Origin of the sequence: Xenococcus sp. PCC 7305 (assembly GCF_000332055.1) — a bacterium.
GTDB lineage: Bacteria > Cyanobacteriota > Cyanobacteriia > Cyanobacteriales > Xenococcaceae > Xenococcus.
The window spans coordinates 62,917-75,348 of sequence record NZ_ALVZ01000234.1 but is presented as its reverse complement, the minus strand read 5'-3'; the positions used below and the strand labels follow the sequence as shown (position 1 = coordinate 75,348).

Below are 12,432 nucleotides of genomic sequence, written 5' to 3'. Positions count from 1 at the left end.
TTATATCTAACTAAATATAAGAAAATGACCTTATCGACAATAGCTCAAAAAGAAAAAAAAGTAATTACGAAAAATGAGCATTTCCTAAAAAGTAAATATCCAAAAAAACATCATCACTATCGCCTAGAAGATTTTTTCTGTTTTCAAAATAAGACGGGCAAAATTATTGATTGGAATGAATCCCGAAATATTCTGGTAACAGAGGATTTTATTATTGGCTTAATTGAAGGCTTAGAACAAGAAGTAGGTAGTGCTTCTTCTGTTGTGATGTATAACATTGGTGCAGAGTGGGGGAAAAAGGATGCAGAATTTTTTCGTGATTGGTTTGAAAAAGAATATGAATACGGTATCAATGATATCGCCCTTCCTCATATCCTAGAGGCTTGGTGGTGGTCCTTTACTAGTCAAGGATGGGGCAACTGGGAAGTAGATCTCAGTGACCAAAAAAATGGGTTCATGTTTATCAACATCTTTGATTCTGCTGTAGCTCGGACTTTAGGCGATGTTGAAAAGCCAGTTTGTCATATCTATGCTGGTCTGTTTGCTGGTTTCTTTAGTAACTTGATACAGAAGGAATTAGACTGTATAGAAATTCATTGCTACGCCATGGGCGAAACTTATTGTAAGTTCCTTTTGGGAAAAAAAGATACTATCGATGCAGCTACCTTTTGGCAAAATGAAGGTGCTACAGCTAAGGATATTGAAAAACAGCTACAGAATGGAGAGTACCTTAAATGAGCGATTCATCCTCATGGCAACGTTCTTCAGTACAGAAATTTTTTAGTCAAAGTAATTGGGAAGGCGGTCATCAAACCAAAGATGTTGATGAGATTTTTCAAGATATCTCCTGGCTATGTCTAAAAATAGAAGATTTTTTTAGTCAGAGTAACTGGCAAGGCAAACTCCTAACAGAAGTTCGACGTCCTTTTTTAAAATTCTCTGTGAAATTATCTGTTAGTGACTTTTTTCAATGCTTTGTCTGGGAAGGTAATTCCGAAATTGCTGCACTACCAGAATTGAAATCCATCCCCGAGCCGGATTCATTAGGCGACGATGGAATGACATTAGACGACTTATCTGAACTATTTTAGGGTAATACTATGCAATCTGATATTCAAGCCATTCTGTATAAAGCAGAAGAACATTATCTACAGAAACCGGAAATACTAGATTTTCGCAATGCGGTTTCCTCCTTAGCTGAGCGATTAGCAACCTATGAATTTTTACGCGACCAGGAGATTGTTATCTTTCAGCCGATTGCTGAAGAACTTGTAAGAGCCTATCCAGAAGAAAATCCGAAGCTTTTAGAGAAAGCCTTAAAACATTGGCTAGCTATCATGCGATATAGTTCGATGGCAATGTTACTAAATAATCCAGAATATCTTGATCGCCAAATTCTCGACTGGCTAACGGAGATGGTACAAGCCCATCAAATGCAATCACTAGAAAATACTATCTATGATTTATTACTCTCGCGTTTGGAAAAGGTCTTGTCTCGAAAGCAATTGCTCTTAATTCACCCTTTTTTAGAGCAAGCTCAAACAACCCTTTTGGGTGAACAAGATCTTATTTCGGAACAAATTCCCATGACAGTAGGAGGATAGAAATGATTGAAGTTGCTGAATTAATTAAGGATAGCTCTTTAGGCGGAAATTACTTTGCGACCGATGCTTATGTACAAGGAGATTATGAATTTGGCTTAATTGAAAATCGTCAGGGATCCCGACTGTTAGCTTTGCCCGAAGTTTTGCTAAAAGCAATTCATACGAGTTTAGAGAACGAAGTTGGCCCTGCTGCTGGATTGGTACTTTTCAATTGTGGTCGTTGGTGGGGGAAAAACTTCTATCGGCGGTTTAGCGAGGAATTGAGTAATTATTATGGTAAACCAATAGCTCAAATGGAAATGGTTGAGTTACTACAATGTTTGAAGCAATGTTGGAAAAGCCATGGTTGGGGAACTATGGATCTAGATATGGATTATTACCAGCAAGGATTTTTAGTTGTTAAAGTTTGGAATTCTGCTTTTGCGGAGACAGCAACTTCCGGAGATACGCCCAAATGCTTTCTCGAAGCTGGTATTTTTAGTGTATTTTTCAGTCAAATAACCGGGCGGAATCTCCATTGTGTTCAAACTTCCTGTGAATCTATGGGGGCAGAGTGTAACCATTTTGTTGTGGGTTTGATTGACAGACTTAAGCCTGTAGAAGATTGGCTAAAAGCAGATCAAGACCATAGCCAAATTATGAATCGTCTTGCAGTTGCCCAGGAATAATAGCCGTGCTGGGTAGTCAAGATAAATAAGTACAGTCTGAAATCAATGTAAGAAGGAGTAGTAACCTTGGCCAAAACAGTTAAGCTCGACCCTATTAATAAAGAGACGTCCATTAAGACAAACGATAATCTGTTATCTGGGCTCTTGGGCAGTGAAATAAATGTGTTGAAAGAGTGCGGTGGTCGAGGCATGTGCTCCACTTGTCATGTTTACATTAAAGAGGGAATGGAGAGTCTTTCTCCTCTTAATCGTCGGGAGCAGCGTACCCTAGAAACCATTACTAGCTGTAATATGCTTTCCCGCCTTGCTTGTCAAGCTAGGGTAATAGGAGAAGGCGTCGTGGTAGAGCTGCCCTCTGGGATGTATTTCAGTGATATTGAAGACATTGAAGCTTTGATTGGTCGTCGAGCAGAGCAAGATATTCTCCATCCTCTCGATGGGAAAGTTTTGGTTGAGCAAGGCAAGTTAATTACACGTTCGATGATTAAGCAACTCAATGATACGCAAGTAGAAGTTAGCGAATATCTTGCAAATACTCAAGAGGCATAAATCCATTTACCAATCACAAGAGGGGAATCTTACTAATGTTAAAACAACTAGATCGTTTAAATGTAGAAGCTGATAGTCGCTATGCTTCTGAGCAAGAATTACAATTTCTTAAAATCTATCTTGGGTCTGTAGACCAACGGATTAGTGCCTACAAAAAAATTTGTGATTCTGAAGACAAAATTTTGGATCAGACAAAAGCTCAACTTGATGCTAAAAATCCTAACTTATTTAATTCAGGCTCTAAAGACCATAGTGAAATTTGGCGTAGAGACATCAGTATTGTTTTGCGTTGCTCCGCTGCTGCAATGCTCATTAACGACTTAGACTACCTAAGAGAAAACCTATTGCTCTGGCATCGGACTATTGTAAATGCTAATAAGATGGTGCATATTTCCCGGGCAACCTATGAAGTACTACCAGGAATTATTAAGCAGTTTCTAACTCCAGACGAAGCAGAATTAATGATGCCGATTATACAACTTGACAAAAGCATTCTTAGCCAGTGATTCCACTTAATACAGTATTGACTTATGAATAATACTAATAAATCCTTTGCTGTTACTTTAGTAAACGAAGCTAAAGGTCTGAAGGAAACTATCCAAGTTACAGAGGAAGAATATATTCTTGATGTTGCCGAAGCACAAAATATTAGTCTTCCCCACTCTTGTTGTAATGCTTGTTGTTTTGATTGTTTGGGAAAGGTTATAGAGGGTCAAGTCGATCAGACGGCTAAGGCGTTAAGCTTTTTAAAGCCAGATGAAATTGAGGCAGGCTATGTTCTTATCTGTGCCGCTTTTCCGACATCAAATTGTACTATCCTCACCCATCAAGAAGAGGAATATTTATCATGATTTTGGAGATAATCTTCAGATGATTGAGGTACTAAAAAAATTAATTTATTTGATTAAAAATTATTTTTAAGGATCATGGAAAAACAAGAAAAAAACAAATTAAATTTTCAAAATAGCCATTGGTTGGATATCGCTGAAACGGCTTCTGTAATTGGTTCTATTGGCGGCTCGGTTGCTTCTATCTTTATTAAAGAGATTTTCTTGGCTTCAATTCCCTTATCTGTTTGTGTTGCACTTAATTTAACAAATCGTAAACGGCTTTTAAGTCTGACAAAAGCAGAAACACAAAAGGCGATCTCTGAATTGGCTCAACAAAATCAAGACGAAAATACCAATCTTTTGCAACAATTGGCAAAACTGAAAAAATCTAGCAATAATCAGCTGGCGAAACAACAAACTGACCTGTTACAACAGATAAATAAACTAAACACGAGTTTTAATGAGCAGACTCAAGAACTTCAACACCAAGAAGACAAGTTAGCAACTAGGCTAGAATATTTGAGTCAAATTGAAAGTGCTTCGCGGGGTATCCAATCTTCTCCCAACTCCGCGGAATTATATTGTCAAAGAGGGGTCAACTACCAAAAAATGGATCAGAAGGAAAGAGCTATTGAAGATTATACAAAAGTAATCGAGTTAGACCCTTCCTCTGCATTGGCCCATCATAATCGAGGTTTAGTAAATTCTGAATTGGGGAATAGAAAGGCAGCAGTGGAAGATTTACGTAAAGCAGCAAAATTCTATTTTGAACAAGGAGATCTCAATAACTACCAAGTAACAAGAAATATGAGTCAAGCTCTTCACGAATTAAATTATACTTCTGGCGAGCCAGATTCTGAGAAGGTATTCGCAAATAGCTTATTTTCCTAATCTTTTTTCAAGTTTTCTTATTTATTATTTATTGCTAATCCCCTTTATCTAACAATTATTGCTATTGCCAAAGATGCGGGGATTTTTGCTATCTAACTAAATTTAACCTAATGTTCTCAGAGGAAATATCCCATTCTCAATACCAAATTCTTCACTTGCTTGGGCAGGGTCAATTTGGTAAAGTTTTCTGCGCAGTTCATCGCCCAACTGAAGAGTTAGTAGCTCTAAAGAAACTTGATCGAAAAAGATTTCCTACTAAAGCATTTTTGCGCGAACTCGGCTTTTTGGTGACCTTGCAACATCCCAATATCGTTAGCTGTCGAGGTTTGGAATATGGCCCAACAGGACGATATCTGGTGATGGATTACTGTCAGGGAGGTACTTTACGGGAGTTAATGGAATCGGAGCAGCAACTAGATTTGCTTGAAAGTCTTAAGTTAATCGCCGATATTTTAGCGGGTTTAGAATATGCCCATGATCGCGGAATTGTGCATTGTGATCTCAAACCAGAAAATATTTTATTGGAACCGCAGGCAAAGAGTTGGACTGCTCGCATATCTGATTTTGGCATTGCCCGTCTAAGTGAAGAAGCAAATTCTCTGGAAGTAAGTATGGGAGATACTGGTTCTCCTGCTTATATGGCTCCGGAAAGATTTTATGGTCGTTATTCTTTTGCTTCCGATCTTTATGCTATTGGTGTAATTTTGTTCGAACTTGTGATGGGAGAACGACCTTTTTCTGGCTTATTTCGTGATCTGAGAAACGCTCACTTAAACCAAACAATTACTGTCCCTGCTACCGTTCCTTTTGTCCTGCGCTCAATCATTTCTAAGGCTTCGCAGAAGTTGCCTCAAAGAAGATTTGCCTCTGCCGGTGAAATGCTTAAATCTATTCAAATGGCTACTCATGTTGTAAGTAGTTTAGATTGAAATACTTTGATCTAAATCTGGTCGCGGTTTGTGCGATCGCAATTTTTGACGTTTTGATATTTTAATGATGTTAGGATGATTCGTCTAGTGGGTGCTAGGTTGAGAAAGTTGGGTTTGAGGATAGAAGAAAGTACCAATGATTAACAAATTAGACGCGATCGCTTGGTTGCGGAAAAATCTTTTTAGTAGTTGGTACAATGCCATCCTGACAATTATCAGCTTGAGTTTGCTTTATTGGATAGGCACCGGTTTTGCTCATTGGGCAATCACCGAAGCTGAATGGGGAGTAGTCGAGGCCAACTTTCGGTTATTTTTTGTTGGAGATTATGGCAGAAGGCAACTTGCCCTATTGTGGCGACCCTGGCTAACTTTGGGCATCATCATGTCCATGGGAGGCTTATCTTGGGGTTTATTATCTCCTGCTACGGCAAATTTATTCAGCCGCAAAAATCTAGTTTTTGTTGGTCTGATGGCTATCGTTTTTACTCTAGTATCTATTCCTAGTAACATTACCGCTAGTGTTATTCTCTGGGGTTTTTTATTGTTAATGATTGCCAATGCGATCGCTGGTAAAAAACTAAGTAATAAAATTCCTCAACTTATTAGTTGGCTACCTTTATTATGGATAGCTATATTTTTTATTAACCTCTGGATCTTACTCGGAACAAAATATGTCAAGCTAGACGATCTTAGTGGCTTAATCTTAAATATTTTAATCGCGGTAGTTAGTATTAGTCTCTGCTTTCCTTTGGGAGTAATACTCGCTTTGGGCAGACAAAGTAAATTGCCGGTAATTCGTTGGTTATCTATTGCTTATATTGAAATAATTCGAGCTTTACCTTTAATCGGTATTCTTTTTATGGCCCAGGTAATGCTACCGCTTATTTTACCTGTAAATATGAGACCAGATCGGGTTATCAGGGTTATTGCGGGGTTCACTATTTTTAGTTCAGCTTATCTAGCAGAAAATGTTCGTGGTGGTTTACAAGCTGTTCCCCAAGGGCAGGTAGAAGCAGCTAAAGCTTTAGGTCTGAACTCTTTTTATACTATTGGTTTTATCGTTCTTCCACAAGCGATTAGAGCCGTAATTCCCAGCATTGTAGGCCAGTTTATTAGTTTATTTAAGGACACTTCCCTCTTGGCTATTGTAGGTTTGGTTGATTTGCTGGGTATTTCAGAAAAGATCGTCAAAGGTAATCCCAAATTTCTGGGGGATTATCAAGAAGTTTATGTCTTTATTGCCCTAATTTTTTGGCTTATTTGTTATGCCATGTCCCTGGTTAGTAGAAGGCTCGAAACTAAAACTTAGGTCACTATAAATTCCAACTTATGAATAAACCTTTCACAACAGTTCTGATTGTTCCCACGGGTATTGGTGCGGCCATTGGTGGCTATGCGGGTGATGCTTTGCCTGTCGCTCGGGCCATGGCGCAAGTTTGCGATCGCCTGATTACCCATCCCAATGTGCTTAATGGAGCACAATTATACTGGCCAAGGGATAATATTTATTATGTCGAAGGCTATGGATTAGATAAATTTGCTGCTGGTCAATGGGGCTTGCAACCGGTCAGGCAGAATAAAGTTGGTTTATTATTAGATTCGGCGATCGAGCCGGAATTACGACTGCGTCATCTACAAGTGGCCGATGCTACTAGAGCAACTTTGGGTTTAGAACTTACCGATTATGTCATTACCGATGCGCCATTGGATGTCGAGCTCCGAACCTCTTCATCAGGTGCTAGTTGGGGGACGATTGGCAATGCAGCATCTTTGTTGCGAGGGGCAGAAAAACTAATTACTCAAGCAGGGGCTGAGGCGATCGCGATCGTGGCTCGTTTTCCTGATGATATGGATGCTGTTCAATTAGATAATTATCGTCAAGGAACCGGTGTTGATCACCTTGCTGGGGCAGAAGCTGTTATTTCTCATCTCATTGTGCGTCAATTTAAGATTCCTGCCGCCCATGCACCTGCTTTATCCCCTATTCCTGTCGATCCTAATGTTGCTCCCCGAGCTGCGGCTGAGGAATTAGGCTATACTTTTCTGCCCTGTGTCCTAGTGGGATTATCTCGCGCTCCCCAATTTGTTACGAATCGTAATAATAGCTCTAATTTAATTTGGGCAGATCACATAGATGCTGTGGTTATTCCTGCCAATGCTTGTGGTGGCAGTGCTGTCATGAGTTTCAGTGATTCACCCACAACTATTATTACTGTGGCAGAAAATTCAACCAAAATAAAAGTGCCACCAGAGCCTTTAGGGATGAAGACTATTAGAGTACACTCTTATCTAGAAGCTTTGGGCGTATTAGCTGCTTGCCGTGCTGGTATTAGCATTAATGCTCTACGTCCTAAAATCCAATCTCTGCGTCGTTTATCATAAAATCAGTGGGAAATTCTAACAATTTTGAAATCGAACCCCTAAATCGCACTCAGATTTTAGTCGTAATGGGGGTCACTGCGATCTTGCTGTTGGGGGTATCCAAAATATGGCAGAAAATTGGTTCAGTAGAATTACTACCTTTAGTTTTTGATACTAATGCTTTAGTCTGGGGACTTGGTTTAGCAGCAGGCATTACAGTTGCTAGCAGTATCATTTATCGTTTATGGCCAGCCTATCGCGAAAGTGCCAATATTTACCTCAATATGGTCATTAGACCATTGCTTTGGCCAGATTTGATCTGGTTAGGTTTATTGCCTGGGCTCAGCGAAGAATTATTATTTCGGGGGGTTATGCTACCTGCACTAGGACTAAATCTGACTGCTGTAATTATTTCTAGTCTTTTATTTGGCATCCTGCATCTCAGTGGTGCCGGACAATGGCCCTATGTTGTTTGGGCAACGGTAGTTGGTTTTGCCCTCGGTTATGTTGCTTTGATTACAGGAAATTTATTAATCCCTATATCAGCTCATATTATTACTAATTTGGTTTCGAGTTGTTTATGGAAGTTTAGTCATGCCGATAGTAATGGCAATGGGAGTAATGAGTAATAAGTAATGAGTTCCGGGCAATCGCTTTTTGTCTCAGGTTTTTTCTTTACTATTCCCGATTCCCGATTCCCTAATTCCCGATTCCCGATTTCTCTGTACTTAAAGCTATTGATATCAAAGTTTAAGTAAATAGATATAATTATAAGTTATCTAACTTATAGGTAATAGTAATGCTTCTTATATTTATTAGAACGTATGATTAAATAAATATACAAAGAAAAAAATCAATACCAGATTTAAATTAACAATAAAATTGGAGAAAGGCTATGGAATTAAGTGAGTTTAATCTATGGGCAATGATTTTGTTTAATACTGCATTTTGTATCTCTCTGCCTAAAATAGTTTCTCTAAATTGGTTCAAGACTTTAACTAAATAAATCTCATATTTTCTGTTATTTATTTAGCAATATAAGGCAAGGCTGAATCGTCTTGCAGTGAACGGATTGAATTTAAAGCAGACCGAAAGTAATTTTTGATCTGTTCACTCTTATTTGATAGTGCTCGGATGATAATGCCTTGCTCATAGGGTAATGTTGAGGTTGCGACTATCGCTTCGTTTTTGTCAGCAATGACTATATTGTCTATGGCCTTTTGTAGTTTATGACAGCCAATTTCTGGATATACTGCGATCGCTGTTCCCATGATCGAGTGAGCGGCAAATAAGGAACTATTTTTAAATTGATTATTTTTTCCTTCTAGATAGCTACGATCTTTGAATAATAATTGGCCTTCTGAAGATGTGACATTTAAACAACTATCATAATAATTAAACTTATAAGATTCTCCTCTAGCAAGTCTGCCAGGAATCACAATCTCACTCCAGAAAAGATTAGAGTTGGGATATATTGTAATGTTTGTTGTTTGTTTCAAGGCGGCATCAGCATAAAGGATTAGAGGTTCGGGGACAAATTCTAAACTGGCATTTTCGGCAATTGTTATTTGATAATTGACCTGGGCCGCAGCATTTTGCTCTAAAACGGGATGTACTTTTGTCGCCGCTTGTTCTGTTAGATACAGTTGACTACCCTGTTCTAGCTGAACAGCCAAATTTAGCTCATCCTCGGCTAATAATCCTGGAGAATTATTTCTCAGGTAGAGATAAAGACGATGGGAATTATTTTTATCAAGACGAAATGGATTGGAAACTCGTAAAGGATGAGTTGTATATTGATGAAAAATTTTAGTTTGACCAGAAAGTGAGCATCGTACTTTAAGATCTAATTTAGATGTTGCTAAGTTATTAATTGTCCTGGATATCACTATTTTTCCTTCACATAGCCGAGTTATTTACTTCTCGGATCAAATTGTTTGAGCCAATTATAAACAAGATACCTGATACTGGGTGGCAATATTCCCAGAACTAATGGTTTTGTGACACCTAAATAAGCCCAAGGGGATGCTTTAACCAACCAACAACCTTGCCAACCAATTAATACATGAGCTAATAAAAATTGGAGATTGTTCCTCACAAAATTTTCCTCAGAAAACCGATAATAAATCAAAGGTTCAGGTAAATTGGCAAACTGTAAACCCGCAGCACAAGCACGAAACCAAAGATGATAGTCTTCAGGAATTCTTTTGCGAACTTTATCGGAATAGGAACCTATGTTTAAAATTGCTGAGCGCCGAAATAATACTGTCGGGTGAATCAGGGGATTCGTCCAAATAAACTGAGTAATCTTTTGATTGGAAATCGGCACTTTTCGGGTTCCCAAGATTTCCCCCTGCTCATTAATATTTAATGCATAGCCACCTAAGATATCTATTTCAGGATTTTCTGCAAGATATTTCATCTGTTTGGCTAGGCGATCGCGAATTGCGATATCATCAGCATCCATTCTGGCAATCCAAGATGTTTGAGCTACCTCTACTCCCCGAGCCAGACTATAAGCTAGTCCATAATTTTGGTCGTTAGTAATGATTTTAATGCGCGAGTCCTGCTGGGCAAACTTTTCTAAAATAGTTCCAGTTGCATCAGTAGAAGCATCATTAATAATTAAAAAATCAAAATCAGAAAATGTCTGGTTTAAGATACTTGCGATCGCTTCTGACAAATAAGTTTCTCCGTTATAAACCCCCATCAATACCGTCAAAGGTTTGACGGGCTTCGCCCTTGAGGGCAGATGGCAGAAGGCAGAGGGCAGATGGCTTAATTTCGCTTTCTCCTTCTTTCCTTGTTTAGCTTTAATGGGACACATATCACTTTTCGGGACTTTCTGTCCTGATACATCAGCTAATCTTTTAGGACTAGGGCTGTCTTCAAACTTCTTGACCATAGTTTTTAGCCTTAACTAACTGAGCGATTATGCAGCAAGAAATATCCTGGGTGAGATTCGATCACGATTCCCGTAACTCTCTGATAATAGGCAATAAGTTCTTCCCAGCTCATCTCCATCGCTATTTCTAAATCCATACTCCAAAGTTCTCCTTGGGGATTTTGAAAGATAACTTTCCCCCCAAACCAAAAATTATCTTTCACATCAACAATCAAATTTTTCAGAATATCTATGCTACGGGCTTGCTCCCACCATTTTTCAGCTGTGCTCTTAAATTCATCATTATGCAGAAACTCTTCGCGCCATTCAAAAGGTTGCCATTGTTCATAGAAAGCTTGCATTAATACCTGATTTGGAGCCACAAGTTCTCGCTGTTGATTTTGTAACCAATACCAATATGAGATAATAGCTTGAAATCTCACTTCAAGTTCATAATTACAATTTCTTATATAATCAATGACCAACTCATCCGATAGATCTACCCCAATCGCTACTAAAGCATTTTTATATTTGGCAAAAACTGGATTTCTCTCTTGATCTAACATTTGTTCTGGATAGGAATGACCCACTGTGTCAGTTTAATACATTCGCCCTTGAAGGGAGGGGGCAGTGTGAGATGTTGAATGAACATAATAAGGCGATCTCGACTTATGAGGCTGGGGCATATAATTTCTGGAAAATTAAATATTAGTTAATTTTGATGTTTTGTTAAGTATGGAGAATAAGACATAAATTAAGTTATAGTATTAAGATGCTTTAGTCTCTTGCGAGACAATTTTAATAAATTTTTTTTAGAACATAAGAAGTTATTTTTATCTTATTTTGGGGCTTTTTGTGCTATGACAACAATTAATAATAATCAAGAGATAATAAAACAAAATGTAGCTAAATTTGCTGAGGCAGCCGAGAGTTTTGCGAATAAATCTACAAAATTTTCAGCAGAGCTTAGGGAAGAAATAATTAAACAAAATAGTGCGGTTAATGAAAATATTGTTTCTTTGTTTGAGAAATTAAAGCAAAGAAATGAAAATTATTTTTCAGAAATTCAAAGTAAAAACCAAGAAATTATCTCTACTGTTGAAAATAAAATATTAGAGGTATCTGTTAAGAATAAAGATCTTGGAGAAAAAATAGAAAATTTTACTGAAAAAACTAGGGAACTAAATTTAAGACTTGATCGATTTGCGGCTAAGACTGAGTTTCTTGAAGAACGAGTAGGAATTCTAGCTGATAAGGAACACGTTGATAATAGTATTAGTGCTGCAACAGCTCAGCAAAGTTTATCACTTATTAATCAACTTGCATCGAAGGAAATCTTAGAGAAAATAGAAAAAAGAATAGGCGGTGATGATGGAGAACAAGGCTTAAATGGCAAAATTTCCACATTAGCAAACAGTATTGATAACCTTAATACGCAGTTTTCAGGTAAATTAAACGATGTAGAAAATACTCTGGCTGGCAAAACAACTAGTAAGGAATTTTGGGGAGGTATTTGCGTAACTATAGTTCTTGCTGTATTTGGTGCAGGTGCAAGTGCAAGTTGGGTAATTAATAATGCTGTATCTCCTTTTGAAGATTTGGATACTAAAGTTGAAGAGCTGGAGTCTCAGAATAGTAAAATACTAGAACAACTGGAGGAAATCCAACAACAAATTAAAAAATAACTGGCAATCGCATCTCTCTATTCCAAACTGG

At 38.0% G+C, this 12,432-nt stretch carries 16 protein-coding genes; 13 read left to right on the top strand and 3 right to left on the bottom strand.

The genetic code is table 11. The features are described from left to right. The first annotated feature begins 24 nt into the window (after positions 1-24). The 12 genes from XEN7305_RS25945 to XEN7305_RS25890 all read left to right on the top strand — a co-directional run bounded on the left by XEN7305_RS25945 (position 25) and on the right by XEN7305_RS25890 (position 8,461). The gene (locus tag XEN7305_RS25945) at positions 25-738 is read left to right on the top strand and encodes a V4R domain-containing protein (RefSeq protein ID WP_006512535.1); all 714 of its coding nucleotides are present in this window, start codon (positions 25-27) and stop codon (positions 736-738) included. Continuing rightward, positions 735-1,091 carry a hypothetical protein gene (locus XEN7305_RS27155; RefSeq protein ID WP_006512534.1) on the top strand — a complete coding sequence of 119 codons (357 nt, stop codon included), beginning with the start codon at positions 735-737 and terminating at the stop codon, positions 1,089-1,091. The genes XEN7305_RS25945 and XEN7305_RS27155 overlap by 4 nt, the downstream gene beginning before the upstream one ends. A gap of 9 nt (positions 1,092-1,100) precedes the next feature. Next, complete coding sequence (locus tag XEN7305_RS25935; protein ID WP_006512533.1) at positions 1,101-1,604, top strand: hypothetical protein; 504 nt, start codon at positions 1,101-1,103, stop codon at positions 1,602-1,604. A gap of 2 nt (positions 1,605-1,606) precedes the next feature. Next, on the top strand, positions 1,607-2,272 hold the full coding sequence (locus tag XEN7305_RS25930) for a V4R domain-containing protein (protein ID WP_006512532.1): 666 nt from the start codon (positions 1,607-1,609) through the stop codon (positions 2,270-2,272). Positions 2,273-2,338: 66 nt separating this feature from the next. After that, on the top strand, positions 2,339-2,821 hold the full coding sequence (locus XEN7305_RS25925; RefSeq protein WP_006512531.1) for a 2Fe-2S iron-sulfur cluster-binding protein: 483 nt from the start codon (positions 2,339-2,341) through the stop codon (positions 2,819-2,821). 35 nt (positions 2,822-2,856) lie between these two features. Further along, positions 2,857-3,327 carry a phycobilisome protein gene (locus XEN7305_RS25920; RefSeq protein WP_006512530.1) on the top strand — a complete coding sequence of 157 codons (471 nt, stop codon included), beginning with the start codon at positions 2,857-2,859 and terminating at the stop codon, positions 3,325-3,327. Positions 3,328-3,351: 24 nt separating this feature from the next. Further along, positions 3,352-3,672, top strand: coding sequence for a 2Fe-2S iron-sulfur cluster-binding protein (locus tag XEN7305_RS25915; protein WP_006512529.1), 321 nt, complete (start codon positions 3,352-3,354; stop codon positions 3,670-3,672). 75 nt (positions 3,673-3,747) lie between these two features. Beyond that, positions 3,748-4,542, top strand: coding sequence for a tetratricopeptide repeat protein (locus XEN7305_RS25910; protein ID WP_006512528.1), 795 nt, complete (start codon positions 3,748-3,750; stop codon positions 4,540-4,542). Between the two features lie 110 nt (positions 4,543-4,652). Next, on the top strand, positions 4,653-5,471 hold the full coding sequence (locus XEN7305_RS25905; RefSeq protein ID WP_006512527.1) for a serine/threonine-protein kinase: 819 nt from the start codon (positions 4,653-4,655) through the stop codon (positions 5,469-5,471). Positions 5,472-5,607: 136 nt separating this feature from the next. After that, positions 5,608-6,780, top strand: coding sequence for an amino acid ABC transporter permease (locus tag XEN7305_RS25900; protein WP_006512526.1), 1,173 nt, complete (start codon positions 5,608-5,610; stop codon positions 6,778-6,780). 20 nt (positions 6,781-6,800) lie between these two features. Continuing rightward, on the top strand, positions 6,801-7,853 hold the full coding sequence (locus tag XEN7305_RS25895; RefSeq protein ID WP_006512525.1) for a DUF3326 domain-containing protein: 1,053 nt from the start codon (positions 6,801-6,803) through the stop codon (positions 7,851-7,853). A 5-nt stretch (positions 7,854-7,858) separates the two neighbouring features. Beyond that, positions 7,859-8,461: a CPBP family intramembrane glutamic endopeptidase gene (locus tag XEN7305_RS25890; protein WP_006512524.1), complete on the top strand. Its 603-nt coding sequence runs from the start codon at positions 7,859-7,861 to the stop codon at positions 8,459-8,461. Between the two features lie 396 nt (positions 8,462-8,857). Here XEN7305_RS25890 and XEN7305_RS25885 read toward each other — a convergent pair whose 3' ends face one another. Genes XEN7305_RS25885 through XEN7305_RS25875 form a run of 3 tightly spaced genes read right to left on the bottom strand, consistent with a single transcriptional unit; the run spans position 8,858 to position 11,306 of the window. After that, positions 8,858-9,721 carry an urease accessory protein UreD gene (locus tag XEN7305_RS25885; protein ID WP_006512522.1) on the bottom strand — a complete coding sequence of 288 codons (864 nt, stop codon included), beginning with the start codon at positions 9,719-9,721 and terminating at the stop codon, positions 8,858-8,860. A gap of 23 nt (positions 9,722-9,744) precedes the next feature. Continuing rightward, positions 9,745-10,737, bottom strand: a complete 993-nt coding sequence (locus XEN7305_RS25880) for a glycosyltransferase (RefSeq protein WP_006512521.1) — start codon at positions 10,735-10,737, stop codon at positions 9,745-9,747. Between the two features lie 11 nt (positions 10,738-10,748). Beyond that, positions 10,749-11,306 carry a hypothetical protein gene (locus XEN7305_RS25875; protein WP_040899701.1) on the bottom strand — a complete coding sequence of 186 codons (558 nt, stop codon included), beginning with the start codon at positions 11,304-11,306 and terminating at the stop codon, positions 10,749-10,751. Between the two features lie 270 nt (positions 11,307-11,576). On the opposite strand from XEN7305_RS25875, the gene XEN7305_RS25870 reads away from it, so the two are divergent. Further along, complete coding sequence (locus XEN7305_RS25870; protein WP_006512519.1) at positions 11,577-12,401, top strand: hypothetical protein; 825 nt, start codon at positions 11,577-11,579, stop codon at positions 12,399-12,401. Positions 12,402-12,432 lie beyond the last annotated feature (31 nt).

Coding starts and splice junctions, on each gene's coding strand:
- XEN7305_RS25920 (WP_006512530.1), top strand. CDS start 2,857: ATGTTAAAACAACTAGATCGTTTAAATGTAGAAGCTGATAGTCGCTAT.
- XEN7305_RS25905 (WP_006512527.1), top strand. CDS start 4,653: ATGTTCTCAGAGGAAATATCCCATTCTCAATACCAAATTCTTCACTTG.
- XEN7305_RS25880 (WP_006512521.1), bottom strand. CDS start 10,737: ATGGTCAAGAAGTTTGAAGACAGCCCTAGTCCTAAAAGATTAGCTGAT.
- XEN7305_RS27155 (WP_006512534.1), top strand. CDS start 735: ATGAGCGATTCATCCTCATGGCAACGTTCTTCAGTACAGAAATTTTTT.
- XEN7305_RS25895 (WP_006512525.1), top strand. CDS start 6,801: ATGAATAAACCTTTCACAACAGTTCTGATTGTTCCCACGGGTATTGGT.
- XEN7305_RS25945 (WP_006512535.1), top strand. CDS start 25: ATGACCTTATCGACAATAGCTCAAAAAGAAAAAAAAGTAATTACGAAA.
- XEN7305_RS25930 (WP_006512532.1), top strand. CDS start 1,607: ATGATTGAAGTTGCTGAATTAATTAAGGATAGCTCTTTAGGCGGAAAT.
- XEN7305_RS25915 (WP_006512529.1), top strand. CDS start 3,352: ATGAATAATACTAATAAATCCTTTGCTGTTACTTTAGTAAACGAAGCT.
- XEN7305_RS25935 (WP_006512533.1), top strand. CDS start 1,101: ATGCAATCTGATATTCAAGCCATTCTGTATAAAGCAGAAGAACATTAT.
- XEN7305_RS25870 (WP_006512519.1), top strand. CDS start 11,577: ATGACAACAATTAATAATAATCAAGAGATAATAAAACAAAATGTAGCT.
- XEN7305_RS25900 (WP_006512526.1), top strand. CDS start 5,608: ATGATTAACAAATTAGACGCGATCGCTTGGTTGCGGAAAAATCTTTTT.
- XEN7305_RS25910 (WP_006512528.1), top strand. CDS start 3,748: ATGGAAAAACAAGAAAAAAACAAATTAAATTTTCAAAATAGCCATTGG.